Here is a 12,983-nt window from a genome sequence, read left to right on the forward strand (position 1 = left end):
TATGTCGATTAAAGGGAAATTAAACCGACTAAAAAATCATATTGTAAAAGAAGATTACACTAAATCGGAAATTGTCGAATCATCTGTTTTGATGGAGGAAATTCCCTTTCTTGATAAATGGAAAGAATTTGGAGCCGAACCCTTTTATTTTGATGACACATATTGCATGGTTCGTAAAGTAGAATATCCATTGAATTATAAGCATGGTTTATATTCATTTTCTAAATTAAACGATGTGATTGACATGTGGAATTCATCTTCCATAAGGCATCCGTTGTCCGCAAAGGGACATCAGCCATCTGATTTGTTCTTCTTTGACACTGAAACTACAGGATTAGGTGGGGGGACAGGCAATACAATCTTCTTATTAGGACATGCAAGGGTTCATGATGATAAAATAATTCTCACTCAACATTTTTTACCCAATCCTGGAGCTGAGGTTGCGTTGTACCAAAGCTTCCTTTCAAGTGTTGATTATACAACCCTAGTCACATATAACGGAAAATCTTTTGATTGGCCACAGGTAAAAACAAGGCATACGTTAATTCGGGATGCACTGCCAAACTTACCTGATTTTGGACATTTTGATTTGTATCATGCAGCTAGAAGGCTATGGAAAAACAAACTTGATTCTGTAAGGCTGTCTAATGTTGAAAAGGAAATTCTTGATATCAAACGTGAAGGTGATGTCCCGGGATATTTAGCACCGATACTTTATTTTGATTTTGTGGAAAATCAGGCTCCAGATGGAATCTTTGGCGTCATGAGGCATAATGAAATCGATATTTTATCTTTATTAACTTTATACATTCATTTATCAGGTGCTGTAATTTTGAATGAAAAAAACAGGTATACCTCTGATAAATACGAAGTCGCAAGGTGGCTTGAAGACTTAGGGGAGACCAGAAAAGCACTGGAATTGTATCAACAAGTAGTTGATGTAGATTCCGAAAAGGAAACGAAAGCAAAGCTTGCCCTCGCTTTTCTTTTAAAAAAGGAGAAAAAGCTTGAAGAAGCAATGAGGCTATTCATGGAAGTATATGAAAATGGGGAGGATCAGGATGCGATTGTAGCAAGTATAGAGCTTGCGAAATATTTTGAGCATCATGAAAAAGATTTCGAAACCGCATGGGACTTTGCAAATAGTGGATTCATGAGATGGAAAGAATCAAGGATTTCAGATAATAAGACAAAAAATGCGAAAATAGAGAGCGACTTTGAGAAACGAATCGGAAGGATATGTAGAAAACTTCGGAAAAGTTAAAAAATATTACCCGGGTAAGCGCAAAATTAGCGGTTTTTCGCGTTTTGCATGTCGATTTTATGAAAATTTGGTTACTTCCTTCTTTTGTCATTGTAGAACAATGTAATACCATGTAAAATAGTGTTTTGTGTAAGGGAAATATTATTTTAGATGGAGCGAGAATAGAATGTATAAGAAAATTTTATTTCTATACTTTTTTGTGTTGGTATTAATTGTCCTTATATTAACCGGAATTAAAGACGGCTCATATGCCATTTTCTAATAAAAATAGGTGTTTTAAAAGGAGGATGAAGAGGACCGAGAATTTCGAGGCGGTGCAGCTTTGAGTACCGGAGCGTATGCAGTTAATACGTGAGGAACGGAGAAGCAAGCCAACGAAGAAATTCGATGCGTCATATTCACCGCACTTTTTAAACATCCTCTAAAAAATAGGTGTTTTGATTAGTACATGACTCTACCTTCCTTCATAGGCTATTACTGTAAGACAGATGAAGGAAAGGAGATAAAAAATATGTATTGTCCAACAAATGTAATGCAACCTATTGTATCACCAACGAAATGTTGTGTTCAACACCACTGCTGTAAAACAATTGTTCCACATATTCATCCTTCACATACGCAACATATAAATCATCATATGTATCAACATATGCATTATTACCCGCATACAGAATCTGTTGCGACTGAAGTAACAAACCAACACTTCAATTGTGGAGCAATGCCACCTGGACCATTTATTGGCCGGTAAACCATTCACTTAATTTAAAAACGTAACAAATAAAATGAACAAAAACACAACAGGAACTGTAATGGTTCCTGTTTTACATATGATAGTTGGATACCTAAAGAGAAGATCAATAAATAAAGGAGTCTTGACATGATAAAAGTTGTTGCAATTACAGGATATAAACCGTTTGAACTTGGAATTTTTGGACAAGACCATCCTGGAATCCACTATATCAAACTAGCCCTTAAAAAAGCGCTTCTCCCCTTAATTGAGGATGGACTAGAATGGGTCATCATTAGTGGACAACTTGGTGTCGAGCTTTGGGCTGCTGAAATCACTTTTGAGCTTCAAGAAGAATATCCCGACCTCAAGCTTGCTGTAATAACTCCATTCCTTGAGCAAGATGAAAAATGGAACGAAACAAACAGAGAATACTACCAATTAATTCTGTCGCAAGCAGACTATGTAAACAGTATCACAAACCGAAAATATGATAATCCATCACAATTCCGACTGAAAAATGCTTTCTTTCTAGACAAAAGTGATGCTTTCATAATACTATATGATGAGGAAAAGGATGGGAGTCCACGTTATATTTATGCTGATGCGAAAAAGAAGTGTGAAAATGAAGGCTATCAGCTTATTACGATTAACGCATATGATCTCCAAGTAATTGCTGAAGAAGAACAATACGCCAATAACGAATATTGAAAGGTTCAGCTTTTGGAATATAAATTGACAATACGTTAAATTTTTGAAAAAATAGAAACAGAAATAATGGGGAAAGTGTATCGAGGTGAAACTAATGTTATCTGATAAAATAAAATTAACAACAACGCAGATACTTGAGAAAGAATTTAAGTCGGCCATGAAAGGCTATAAACAAGAAGAAGTTGATAAATTTTTAGATGTGATCATCAAGGATTATGAAACGTTTTATCAAGAAATTGAAGAGCTTCAACAAGAGAACCTTCGATTAAAGCGTCAACTAGAGGATTCTTTTAAGAAACAACCACAGGCGCAAACGGGTACAACTAATTTTGATATTTTAAAACGATTATCAAACCTTGAAAAACATGTATTTGGTAGTAAACTGTACGATTGAGGATTGTACTGTTGGGAAAAACTACCAACGGTTATCACTTGCAATTGTAATGTTTTTTTACTATACTATTTCTTGCACACATTAATAACGTTCGGGTAATCGCTGCAGGGTGACCTGCAGAGGAAAGTCCATGCTCGCACGGGCTGAGATGTCCGTAGTGTTCGTGCCTAGCGAAATGATAAGCTAGGGTAGTGAGGAGCAATCTTTGCTAACGGCAGGAAAAAAACCTAAGTCCATTTTGGATATGGTTTGACTACCTATAAAGTGCCACAGTGACGAAGTCTTGTAAGAAATTACAAGAGTGGAACGAGGTAAACCCCACGAGCGAGAAACCCAAATTATGGTAGGGGCACTTTCTCTCTTGGAAATGAACAAGGAGAAGGACAAACGATTTATCGTTTGTAGATAGATGATTACCACCGGAGTACGAGGTATTCGTTTTACCGACTGAAGTACGATGGAACAAAACATGGCTTACAGAACGTTATTAATTAACGATACTTACATGATGAATAAAGAAACAAAGCTCTTCATGATGAAGAGCTTTTTGTTTGCATACATAACCATTTAAGTTGCAAATCTTGCTTTACAAGTTGAGATTCTTTATTCTTTTACTATAAAAATGATTGTACATAGATAGGGTGAACGTGAATGGGTAAAGTAACACTTATTGCTACTGCAGCGATGGGGATTGAATCAATAGTTGCAAAGGAAGTACGGGATTTAGGCTATGAATGTACAGTTGAAAACGGGAAGGTTACATTTGATGCTGATGAACAAGCTATCTGCCGTAGTAATCTTTGGTTAAGAACTGCAGACCGTATCAAGCTAAAAGTTGGAGAATTTAAAGCCACAACCTTTGATGAATTATTCGAAAAAACAAAGGCCCTAAATTGGGGAGATTTACTTCCAGAAAATGCAGAGTTTCCGGTTATTGGGAAATCAGTAAAATCAAAACTTTTTAGTGTCTCAGATTGTCAAAGTATTGTAAAAAAAGCAGTCGTTGAAAGCCTTAAGAAGCATTACCGCAAAACATCAGGCTGGTTTGAGGAAACCGGTCCATTATTCCGAATCGAGGTAGCTTTACTTAAAGACGTCGCAACACTCACAATCGACTGTAGTGGGGTCGGGCTACATAAACGTGGTTACCGGGTCGACCAAGGGGAGGCACCGTTAAAAGAGACATTAGCCGCAACTTTAGTCATGTTAACGAACTGGACACCGGAGAGACCGTTTGTTGATCCATTTTGTGGTTCAGGAACGATACCAATAGAAGCTGCATTAATCGGGCAAAACATTGCTCCCGGTTTTAACCGTGATTTCGTATCTGAGGAATGGAATTGGATTGGAAAACAACGATGGGATGAAGCACGCCAAGAGGTTGAAGATTTAGCTAAATACGATCAGCCACTTGATATCAGCGGTTTTGATATTGACCACCGAATGATCCAAATCGCAAAGGATAATGCAGAGGAAGCTGGTTTTTCAGACTTGATCCAGTTTAAACAAATGCAGGTTCGAGATTTTACAACAACAAAGGAATACGGTGTAATTGTCGGAAATCCTCCTTATGGGGAAAGACTTGGTGAAAAAAAGGCCGTTGAGGAAATGTATCGCAGTATGGGGGAGGCCCTTCGTCCATTTGATACATGGTCCGTCTATATGCTAACTTCACATCCTGATTTCGAACAAATATACGGCAAGCCTGCAACGAAAAAACGTAAGTTGTTTAACGGATTTATTCGGACTGACTATTATCAGTATTGGGGTAAGAGACCACCTAGAGACCGTTAAATTTGATTTCATGAATAGTTCAACTCCAAAGGACATATACTTTATTGGTGTCTATAAATATTCAGGAGTGAATGAGTAATGAATTACCTAGATTTCAAAAAAATTCAAGATGCGTTGAATGATACATATCGGACTCTTCAAAATGAGATAGGGGAAGAACTTGATCCACTTAAATCCATTGTTCAAGCAAAAAATGACCTACTCCATGCAATGTCTCATTCAACTTCCATTGATGTTGATTTATTACGATATAAAAGTGAATGAACGAATATCACAAGGAAACTCGCTACGGCGGGTTTTCTTGTTTTCATATTGACTTAGTTCCTTCACTAGTAGATAATTAAAATTTGGCGCGTACCTTGATTTTGGGGGTTTTACAGATGATTGGAGAAGGGTTACCCTTTCAAATATCCAGAAATGAAAATTTTTTTGATAAATTAAATGAATGGATCGGTGATGTGTTTTACGACATCCTTCCAGAAAAAGGCTTTGAGCTTCGTGATGAGCAAATATATATGGCATTTCAGCTAGAAAAAGCATTCAAGGAAAAATCAATTGTGTTCGCAGAAGCAGGTGTAGGTACTGGTAAAACAATTGTTTATCTGTTATATGCAATTTGTTATGCGAGATATATGAGAAAGCCGGCGATTATCTCATGTGCAGACGAGTCGTTAATTGAACAGCTCGTGAAGCCTGAAGGAGACATTGCAAAAATCGCTGACGCATTAAATTTGAATATTGATGTTCGTCTTGCAAAGGCACAGGATCAATATCTTTGTCTACAAAAGTTGGATCATGCCACACGTCGAACAACAAATGAGAAAATTTCACAAATTTATAAGGAGTTACCAGAATTTGTTCACAGTCATTCGACTATGCAAACATTCCATCATTACGGGGATCGAAAAACATATTCTGAGCTTACAGATGAGGAATGGAAAACTGTCGCATGGGATAGCTTTCAGGATTGTTTTTCATGTGATTTGCGCCATCGTTGTGGACTCACATTATCTAGAGATCATTATCGTAAGGCGGTTGATTTAATTATTTGTTCTCATGATTTTTATATGGAGCATGTGTGGACAATGGAAGCCAGAAAAAGAGAAGGACAACTTCCCTTTTTACCTGAGAGTAGTTGTGTTGTTTTTGATGAAGGTCATTTACTTGAATTCTCTGCGCAAAAAGCGTTAACCTATCGTGTTCAGGAAACGACTTTAGAAAGTTTGTTAACAAGGCTATTAGGAAACGATGTTCGTGAAGAATTTGCGCAATTAATAGAAGATACGATTTGGCAAAATGACCATTTTTATAAATGTCTTAGAGAAAAAAGTCAAACAGTTGAGGGATCTGCACGCATGGATATTGTTCGAACCGCGAACTTAATTGCTGATGCAAATAAACTTCATCAGATGATTGTGGAGATTGGCAATAATCTAGTGTTCGAAGCAGAGACTTATACAATTGATCAATACGAATTACATATTGTTGATGAATATTTAGATCAAATGGAATATTCATTAAAACTCTTCGGTGAAGAAAATGATGCCATTTGCTGGGGGGAGGCAGATAGTGAAAGCTACACACTAGTCATTATGCCACAAGCTGTGGAAACCATTTTAGCGGAAAACGTGTTTTCAAAAAAGATCCCATTTGTATTTTCTTCGGCTACTTTATCTGAAAATAAATCTTTTGATTATATTGCAAAGAGCTTAGGAATTAGTAACTATCAATCGTTTTCGGTTGAATCCCCATTTGATTATGAAAATCAGATGAGGATTCAGATGCCTGTGTTTCATGTTAATGAGGATCTGTTCCGTTCAAAATTTCAATTTGCATGGGATGAAATTGAAAAGTCAGAAGGCCGGGCTCTTCTTTTATTTAATTCTAAGGAAGAACTGCAAATGTTTAAAGAGAACTGCATCACGGAAAAATACCCAATTCTCTTTGAAGGGGATCAAGAAATAAGTAGGCTTGTGTCCACGTTCCAAAATGATGAACACAGCATACTTTGTTCCACTTCTTTATGGGAAGGGCTTGATATTCCTGGACCTTCCTTATCGAATGTCATCATTTGGTCATTGCCATTCCCGCCAAATGATCCTGTATTTCAAGCAAAAAGAAAAAGAGTCGAATCACCATTTGAGAAGGTTGATCTTCCATATATGCTATTAAGACTAAGACAAGGCATCGGTCGTTTGATTCGTTCAAGTGAAGATGCAGGAACTGTCAGTATTTTTGTAGAAGATAATACAAGTAACCTTGTCATTGACAACATTAAAAATGTTCTACCGACAAAGGTTGATATAATATAGAGGGGGAGGACGAAAAATGTCAGAACAACTACAACAAACTGAGCAAGCTTTTCTTAATTTAGTTAAAAAAATGACAAGCTATAATGAGGCAATTGGGGTAATGTACTGGGATTTACGTACGGGTGCTCCGAAAAAGGGAGTAGAGCAACGATCTGAAGTAATTGGTATGCTTTCATCAGAGGTTTTTGCTATGTCAACTTCTACCGAAATGGAGGCCTATTTAAACGAATTAACGACTCCTGAGGCACAAAAACAACTTGATGAAATTACGAAGAAAGTCGTAGAAGAATGTAAAAAAGACTTTGAACGAAATAAAAAAATTCCAGCGGATGAGTTCCGTGAGTATATTATTTTACAATCTAAAGCAGAATCCGTTTGGGAGGATGCAAAAGAAAAATCTGATTTTGAAATGTTTCGTCCGTACCTAGAAAAACTTGTCGATTTTACGAAAAAATTTATTGGCTACTGGGGATACGAGGGCAACAAATATAACACATTACTTGATATGTACGAACCAGGAATAACAGTGGAAGTAGTCGATCAAGTATTTGCTCAATTACGAGAAAAAATCGTGCCACTTGTTAAAGCTGTCACTGAGTCACAGAATAAGCCGGAAACGTCATTTTTATTTAAAGAATTTCCAAAGGAAAACCAACGTGATTTTAGCCTTGAAATTCTTAAGAAAATGGGTTACGACTTTGACGCTGGCCGTCTAGATGAAACAGTTCACCCATTCGCAACCGGATTAAATCCAGGGGATGTACGTGTAACAACAAATTATGTGGAAAATGACTTTAGAACAGCTGTCTTTGGTACCATCCATGAAGGTGGTCATGCCCTTTATGAGCAAAATATTTCCGCAGATTTAGTTGGTACAAACCTTGCAGAAGGAACTTCAATGGGAATCCATGAATCTCAGTCCTTATTCTATGAAAACATTGTCGGTCGAAGTCTACCACTTTGGAAAAATAACTTTGAGTTATTAAAAGAATATGCTAGTGGTCAGTTTGATCAAGTTTCAGTTGAAGATTTTTACCGAGCAATCAATGAATCAAAGCCATCGTTTATTCGAATTGAAGCGGATGAATTAACTTATCCATTACATATCATGGTCCGTTATGAAATTGAAAAAAGCCTTTTTAATGATGAGATTGAAGTAAAGGACCTACCAGAAATTTGGAATGCGAAATATGAAGAGTATTTGGGCATTCGTCCTGAGAATGATGCAAAAGGGGTGTTACAAGATGTCCATTGGGCAGGTGGTAGCTTCGGCTATTTCCCGTCTTATGCACTTGGATACATGTATGCGGCTCAATTTAAACATGCCATGTTAAAGGATATCCCAAACTTTGATGATCTTTTAGAAGAGGGGAACTTAAATCCAATTAAAGAATGGTTAACGAAACATATTCATCAATATGGAAGGCTTAAGAAGCCATTGGAAATCATCAAAGACGTGACAGGTGAAGGATTAAATGCAGACTATTTAATCCAGTACTTAGATGAAAAATATCGTGCGATTTACAAATTATAAAATTTAAAAAGCTACGCAACTTAAGTTGCGTAGCTTTTTTACTTATAGTAAATGTTTGAATGGTTTAGCTCCAGGTGGTGCATTTTGAATCATATCAACAAATGGAATGGTATAAGCGATTAAGATTAATACTGCTAGGACACCAACCCAAAGCTTCCAGTTTTCTAGAATCATTGGTGTTTTTTCTGCTTCTTCGGCCACTTCACCGACAGGGAATTCAGTTTCACCTTTTGGTGCAAAGAAGGCTAGGTTAACAAAAATAACAAGAACTAGGATGATTCCTATAAAGAGAATAGAGCCACCAATTGCTTGTGCTATTTGATATGGAACCCATTCTGCTGCTTGGGCAGAACCTCCATAAGTTGAGAAAGCAGAACGTCTAGGAGCTCCTAGTAATCCCGCAAAGTGCATAGCTGTTGACATGAATGTCATACCAATTGTCCATACGATTGTTTGAACAACTGCCAGCTTGTTCATCGCTTTTGTCATTACACGTCCAGTTAGATGTGGAATTAACCAGTAGGCAATTCCAAAGAATGTTAACAGGACGGTTGTTGCAACGGTTAAGTGGAAGTGTCCTGTTACCCAAATTGTATTATGAATAACTTGGTTCATCTGGTGACTTGCGTTGATAATACCTCCTGCACCAGCAGGGATAAAGAATAACATACCAACGAATGGTGCTAGGAAACGAGCATCTCCCCAAGGAAGCTTTCTAAACCAACCAAATAAACCTGTTGCGCCCTTTGATCTTCCGTATAGTTCGAATGATGCAAACAATGAGAATGCAGTCATTAAAGATGGAATAACAACCATGAAAGTTAAAACAACTTGTAAGTATTTCCAATTTGGATCGATTCCAGGTTCAGTTAATTGGTGGTGGAATCCAACTGGAATTGAGAATAATAAGAATAATATAAATGACAATCTTGCAAGTGCATCAGAGAAAATTTTACCCCCGATAACCTTTGGAATAACAACGTACCATGCCATGTATGCTGGTAATAACCAGAAGTATACAAGAGGGTGGCCGAAATACCAGAATAATGTTCTACTGATAAGGACGTCGATTGTTTCAACCCAACCAAATGACCATGGAATAAATTGAATAAGCACGGATGCAGCAACACCAAGTGTTGCAACTAACCATAAAATCATTGTCATGATAGCCATGAAACTTAATAAAGGTGTAACTTTACCAGGATTTGCTTTTTTCCATTTTCCAAAATGGGAGAACATTGCAAATCCACCAATCCAGCTACCTACTACTACAAGCGCAAGTCCAATATAAAAGAATGGGTGTGCTTGTAGGGGAGCATAAAATGTATAAAGAACAGATGCTTCACCTAAAAGGATGGTAGTTGCTGTGGAAGCAGTACCAATAGTCATTGTCCAAAAACCAATCCAGCCTGCTAAACGGCCCTTTGCTGAAAGGGTACCTGCCGTTTTACTAATGCTTGCAAATAAGAATCCAATTATAAAAAATGTAGTAAGAACAAGTCCTAATAAAACTCCGTGAACGGTTAATAATTGATAATAGCCAATACCTGCAGGTAATGTAAATTTACCTGAACGAACAAGTGTCTGAAGTAATCCAGCAGTACCACCAAGAAATAAAGCAATAAAGGCTACATAAAAGTGTGCCATTGCTAGTTTAGCATCTTTTTTGTCTACCTTGACATTTGAATTTAACATTATTCGGTCACCTCAACTTTTGCCATCATTAAGTGGTGCCCAGCTCCACAATATTCATTACATAACACTAAAAATTCACCGGTTTTAGAAAATGTTTGTGTATAGCTGCTCACATATCCTGGCTCAACCATCATATTGACGTTAGTGCCGGCAATTGAAAAGCCGTGAACTACATCTTTTGTTGCTACATTAATTGTTACTTCTGCATCTTTTGGAATTTGGATAGTGTTAGGTGTGTAAGCAAATGCTTCAGCAACAAGGTTTAATTCATATTTATTTCCTTCAATATGAACAAGTCCAGGATTATCAAACGGTGCCGTTTCAGCAACTTTTTCTGGATCAATTGTTTTAATGCTACTTGCTGGCTGATGCCCCATTGCGAACGCTCCAACACCAACAACTCCTAGGAACACAAAAAGGATTCCAATACCAAAAATGAGCCATATTTTTTCATATTTATGCAAATGCATGGCTTCTTCCCCTTTCAAATTTTCACATTCTTTTTCTTTATGTTTTTTCATAAAATAGTACAAGCCACTCTTATGAAGACTTGCCTCGAATTCCTAACGGGAAGTATTACTACACCCGATCTAAGAACAAGAAATAGACACCTAACCAAGATAAAATTAAGAAAAGTCCAAGTAATAATACAGATGCTAATGTTCCTTTTAAAGAAGTTTTTTCATCTTCAATTTTTGTTTTTTGGTTTGTCTTAGTAAGCTGTGTCTTAGCCATTCATCACGACCCCCTTCAAGCGTTTATGAAACTTTTTACATTTTCATCATACAAAACAATTTGTTAAAATCTAGACGATTTTGAGCTTTTCACAAATTGTTCATTCCTAATCTAATCACTATATTAATAGTGAAAACCTAGTAAAACAGTGATTTTTATCACAATAGGTTAGAAAAATATTTGAATAATTTGTGACAAAACGAATAACAGTCTTGGAAACGGAAACATAATCTATATGAAAAAGGAAGTGTGTAAATGATCAGATACTATTGTTCAAGATGCCATTCACTTTTACTAAATAACAAAGAAAGATGTTTTAAATGTGGAAATAGTGTAATTACGCAAATCAATATTCATGTTCAGAAAAACGATCAGAAGTCCTCTTAATCACTATTTTTGAATAGTGATTTTTTTACGTCTCGATCAAATCGTCATTATATTGCTAAACCATCTTCCTTGGTGACAAAGTGAAAAATTTTTTTATTTATAATCACACGTATTGCACCTGTGCCATAGTCTAAAGATAGGCGAATGTCTACAAGGAGGTAGGTAGTTTATATGGCAAGAATAAAAAATTATTATGCAGGTACCAATTCAAGTGTAGGTTTTTACTCGTTGTATGATGAAGCATTGAAGGGATTGGAAACTCTTTATATATTAAAAGGGGGACCAGGTACAGGTAAATCTACCTTCATGCGAAAAATCGGTCTTGTATTCATGGATAAAGGCTATGACCTCGAATACTTACACTGTTCTTCAGACAATCACTCTATAGATGGAATTGTGATTCCAGAACGAAAATTAGGATTTGTAGACGGTACGGCACCACATGTTATCGAGCCTAGATACCCAGGAGTTGTCGAGAAGGTAATAGACCTTGGGAAGTATCGCAATGATGAATACTTAATTCAATATAAGAATGAAATCATCGAACTAACAGATGATATCTCGAAGAACTTTGAAAATGCTTATAAGACTTTTGCAGAAGCAAAGAAAATTCATTTAAAGCGTGAGGATATTTATGTCTCTTCCATGAGCTTTAAAAAGGCAGATGCAGTCCTTCAAAATTTAATTGATACGATTTTTAGCAAGCCATTTGAAGCGGAAAATTACCCGACAATACGGAGACGGTTTTTTGGTGCAGCAACACCAAAGGGGGCGGTGAATTTTATCGATAATATTACCGAAGAATATGAAAAACGTTATATTATTAAAGGAAGACCGGGAAGCGGAAAGTCAACATTGATGAAAAAGGTAGGAAAGCACGCCGAACAACATGGTCTATCAGTAGAGTATTTCCATTGTGCTTTTGATCCGAAAAGCATTGATATGATTATTATTCCACAACTAAGTGTGTCAATTGTAGATGGTACAGCTCCTCATGTTGTCGACCCATTCCGGGAGCAGGATGAAGTTGTTGATATGTTTGCATTATGTATGGATCCAAAAATTGAAAACACGTTTAAAAAGGAAATCGAAGAGTTAAACCTTGAATATAAAAATAAGATGACAATCGGCACAAACTTTTTAAGTGAGGCAAAACGACTTCACGACAAGCTTGAGGAATACTACAAAGCGGCAATGGACTTTGAAGCAATCGACAAAAAACGTGAGGAACTCATCACGACATTATTATAGCTTGAAGAGTATTTGCAAACCAAAATTTTACTAGTGAATGTTTGAAAAATTTGAGTTATACTATTAATGCACAACAACAAAATAACTCCTTTGAAACGTGAGCTTTCCCGTTAACTGGGAAGGCTTTTTTTACGCCTATTTTTCTTATTGCATACTTATTCAAAAAATGGAAAAAGTAA

General features: G+C 36.6%; 12 protein-coding genes and 1 other RNA gene. 10 read left to right on the plus strand and 3 right to left on the minus strand.

The annotated features are described in order from the left end of the window. Position 1: 1 nt before the first annotated feature. The 9 genes from ABC371_RS15470 (at position 2) to ABC371_RS15510 (ending at position 8,736) form a co-directional block, all read left to right on the plus strand. A complete protein-coding gene (locus ABC371_RS15470; protein ID WP_412897593.1) occupies positions 2 to 1,264 on the plus strand; it encodes a ribonuclease H-like domain-containing protein in 1,263 nt (420 codons plus the stop codon). A gap of 511 nt (positions 1,265 to 1,775) precedes the next feature. Beyond that, entirely contained in the window at positions 1,776 to 2,012 is a 237-nt protein-coding gene (locus ABC371_RS15475; RefSeq protein WP_412897594.1) for a CotD family spore coat protein, read from the plus strand. Between the two features lie 132 nt (positions 2,013 to 2,144). Further along, positions 2,145 to 2,702 (plus strand): SLOG family protein, encoded by a 558-nt coding sequence (locus tag ABC371_RS15480; protein WP_412899370.1) that lies wholly within the window; start codon positions 2,145 to 2,147, stop codon positions 2,700 to 2,702. Between the two features lie 94 nt (positions 2,703 to 2,796). Further along, entirely contained in the window at positions 2,797 to 3,096 is a 300-nt protein-coding gene (gene gpsB / locus ABC371_RS15485; protein WP_136378034.1) for a cell division regulator GpsB, read from the plus strand. 87 nt (positions 3,097 to 3,183) lie between these two features. Then, an RNA gene (gene rnpB, locus ABC371_RS15490) (RNase P RNA component class B) lies at positions 3,184 to 3,578 on the plus strand. 169 nt (positions 3,579 to 3,747) lie between these two features. Further along, the gene (locus ABC371_RS15495) at positions 3,748 to 4,890 is read left to right on the plus strand and encodes a THUMP domain-containing class I SAM-dependent RNA methyltransferase (RefSeq protein WP_412897595.1); all 1,143 of its coding nucleotides are present in this window, start codon (positions 3,748 to 3,750) and stop codon (positions 4,888 to 4,890) included. Positions 4,891 to 4,968: 78 nt separating this feature from the next. Beyond that, positions 4,969 to 5,154, plus strand: a complete 186-nt coding sequence (locus ABC371_RS15500; RefSeq protein ID WP_412897596.1) for a hypothetical protein — start codon at positions 4,969 to 4,971, stop codon at positions 5,152 to 5,154. 116 nt (positions 5,155 to 5,270) lie between these two features. Further along, entirely contained in the window at positions 5,271 to 7,202 is a 1,932-nt protein-coding gene (locus tag ABC371_RS15505) for an ATP-dependent DNA helicase (RefSeq protein WP_412897597.1), read from the plus strand. 16 nt (positions 7,203 to 7,218) lie between these two features. Further along, entirely contained in the window at positions 7,219 to 8,736 is a 1,518-nt protein-coding gene (locus tag ABC371_RS15510) for a carboxypeptidase M32 (protein WP_412897598.1), read from the plus strand. A gap of 42 nt (positions 8,737 to 8,778) precedes the next feature. Here the strand turns inward: ABC371_RS15510 and ABC371_RS15515 are convergent, their stop codons facing one another. The 3 genes from ABC371_RS15515 to ABC371_RS15525 form a co-directional block, all read right to left on the minus strand. After that, positions 8,779 to 10,431, minus strand: coding sequence for a b(o/a)3-type cytochrome-c oxidase subunit 1 (locus ABC371_RS15515; RefSeq protein WP_412897599.1), 1,653 nt, complete (start codon positions 10,429 to 10,431; stop codon positions 8,779 to 8,781). Further along, entirely contained in the window at positions 10,431 to 10,901 is a 471-nt protein-coding gene (locus tag ABC371_RS15520; RefSeq protein ID WP_412897600.1) for a cytochrome c oxidase subunit II, read from the minus strand. Before ABC371_RS15520 ends, ABC371_RS15515 begins: the two co-directional genes overlap by 1 nt. Positions 10,902 to 11,010: 109 nt before the next feature. After that, positions 11,011 to 11,166: a cytochrome c oxidase subunit 2A gene (locus ABC371_RS15525; protein WP_136378003.1), complete on the minus strand. Its 156-nt coding sequence runs from the start codon at positions 11,164 to 11,166 to the stop codon at positions 11,011 to 11,013. Positions 11,167 to 11,724: 558 nt separating this feature from the next. On the opposite strand from ABC371_RS15525, the gene ABC371_RS15530 reads away from it, so the two are divergent. Beyond that, positions 11,725 to 12,804, plus strand: coding sequence for a PRK06851 family protein (locus ABC371_RS15530; RefSeq protein ID WP_412897601.1), 1,080 nt, complete (start codon positions 11,725 to 11,727; stop codon positions 12,802 to 12,804). Positions 12,805 to 12,983: the final 179 nt, after the last annotated feature.

Source organism: Bacillus jepli (genome assembly GCF_047238305.1).
In the GTDB taxonomy this organism is placed as follows: Bacteria; Bacillota; Bacilli; order Bacillales; family Bacillaceae_L; genus Ferdinandcohnia.

What these genes read in the sequence shown, in the direction of transcription:
- ABC371_RS15520 (WP_412897600.1), bottom strand. Translation starts at nt 10,901, where the DNA reads ATGCATTTGCATAAATATGAAAAAATATGGCTCATTTTTGGTATTGGA.
- gpsB (WP_136378034.1), top strand. Translation starts at nt 2,797, where the DNA reads ATGTTATCTGATAAAATAAAATTAACAACAACGCAGATACTTGAGAAA.
- ABC371_RS15525 (WP_136378003.1), bottom strand. Translation starts at nt 11,166, where the DNA reads ATGGCTAAGACACAGCTTACTAAGACAAACCAAAAAACAAAAATTGAA.
- ABC371_RS15500 (WP_412897596.1), top strand. Translation starts at nt 4,969, where the DNA reads ATGAATTACCTAGATTTCAAAAAAATTCAAGATGCGTTGAATGATACA.
- ABC371_RS15505 (WP_412897597.1), top strand. Translation starts at nt 5,271, where the DNA reads ATGATTGGAGAAGGGTTACCCTTTCAAATATCCAGAAATGAAAATTTT.
- ABC371_RS15530 (WP_412897601.1), top strand. Translation starts at nt 11,725, where the DNA reads ATGGCAAGAATAAAAAATTATTATGCAGGTACCAATTCAAGTGTAGGT.
- ABC371_RS15470 (WP_412897593.1), top strand. Translation starts at nt 2, where the DNA reads ATGTCGATTAAAGGGAAATTAAACCGACTAAAAAATCATATTGTAAAA.
- ABC371_RS15515 (WP_412897599.1), bottom strand. Translation starts at nt 10,431, where the DNA reads ATGTTAAATTCAAATGTCAAGGTAGACAAAAAAGATGCTAAACTAGCA.
- ABC371_RS15475 (WP_412897594.1), top strand. Translation starts at nt 1,776, where the DNA reads ATGTATTGTCCAACAAATGTAATGCAACCTATTGTATCACCAACGAAA.
- ABC371_RS15510 (WP_412897598.1), top strand. Translation starts at nt 7,219, where the DNA reads ATGTCAGAACAACTACAACAAACTGAGCAAGCTTTTCTTAATTTAGTT.
- ABC371_RS15495 (WP_412897595.1), top strand. Translation starts at nt 3,748, where the DNA reads ATGGGTAAAGTAACACTTATTGCTACTGCAGCGATGGGGATTGAATCA.